General features: G+C 56.6%; 1 pseudogene. It reads right to left on the reverse strand.

Going from position 1 to position 1,175, the window contains the following annotated elements:
- Positions 1-1,151, reverse strand: a pseudogene (locus E0F99_RS29865) (hypothetical protein); the annotation flags it as partial.
- Between the last annotated feature and the right edge of the window lie 24 nt (positions 1,152-1,175).

Below are 1,175 nucleotides of genomic sequence, written 5' to 3' on the forward strand. Positions count from 1 at the left end.
GCCTGAACCGTCAGTACCTGAACCTCTGACGCCACGGTAGTTCCCCCCACCGTCACCAAGTAACTTAACTTGATAGGTTGGCCCGCGCTTTGGGCGATGATTGTCGCGCTGATGGGAAATTGGACAAGCCCGTTGGCATTGCCGGTCTGCGCAGGAATAACGGCGACGGTACCATCGAAATAGCGCCAAATAAGTTGAATTACGTGCGCTGTACTCATGCTTGGGAACCCTACCGTCGTAGTGGCCCCGTTCGGATAGTTCTGTGGGACGATCGTCTGAGGCCCAAGCTTGCCATCGAAGGCTGGCGCCGGATACGTCACGACCAGCACGCCCTCCAATGACACCGAGGTGCTGCCCGACTTTCCGAGTAGTGCTCCAGTAGAACTGAACATCTCGTAGCTTATGTGAACAAAGTCGAACCCTGGTTGATTGAACACCTCGCTGGAAACAGGAATGATCTCGCCGCGTGCTTGCGTTTGGGCAAACGACGGTAAGCGCGTGACTTTTTTAGTTCCCTCGTTTTTGGTAAAGGTCAGCGTCACAACGATCTGGTTGGGTGGGCTGGCGAGCCGTATCGAGCGCGGCGGTGTGACCGACACGCTGAATGGGAGACTGCCGTGGGTCCCCAGATTTAATCGAGTGGTCTCAACGTTATTGACCAACAAATACGGAGGGTCAAACAGGGAGGGATCCAGATCACTGTTCAGGTAGTAGGGTGCGGAAAGCGTGGTATTGCCCGCGGGGGGATTTTCAGCCACATCTTCCACTGTATAGAGAAGGGGTAAGAGACCGAATTGAGTGATATCCCGGAAAACCGAAGGGGGGATGAACACCCGGTACGGCCCAGGCCCGGCGGCCTCTGCGGCGCTCAGACGATACGGGGTGGGAACCCCAGCGAGGAAGACTGTAAACAGGTCGTTCGCTCGGGCGTTCGCATGCTTACTCAGCAGGACCCACATCCCCTTTGAAGCCACGTACGAATCGACAGTAGAGTATTGCGGCAGGCCTTCAGCTACCACGCGTAATCCATCGTGGCCCTCCACGTCTGGCCGGCTGTCGAAGCCAGCAGGGCTGGATTTTTTGAGCAGAAATGTCACGGAACGCGATCGGCTTATCTGTTTGCTACCGACACGCGCCAGCTCCAAGTACATCGTGACCAAGCCCTCCTGCTGGCC

The sequence above is a fragment of the Pseudomonas antarctica genome (assembly GCF_900624995.1).
GTDB classification, from domain to species: domain Bacteria; phylum Pseudomonadota; class Gammaproteobacteria; order Pseudomonadales; family Pseudomonadaceae; genus Aquipseudomonas; species Aquipseudomonas antarctica.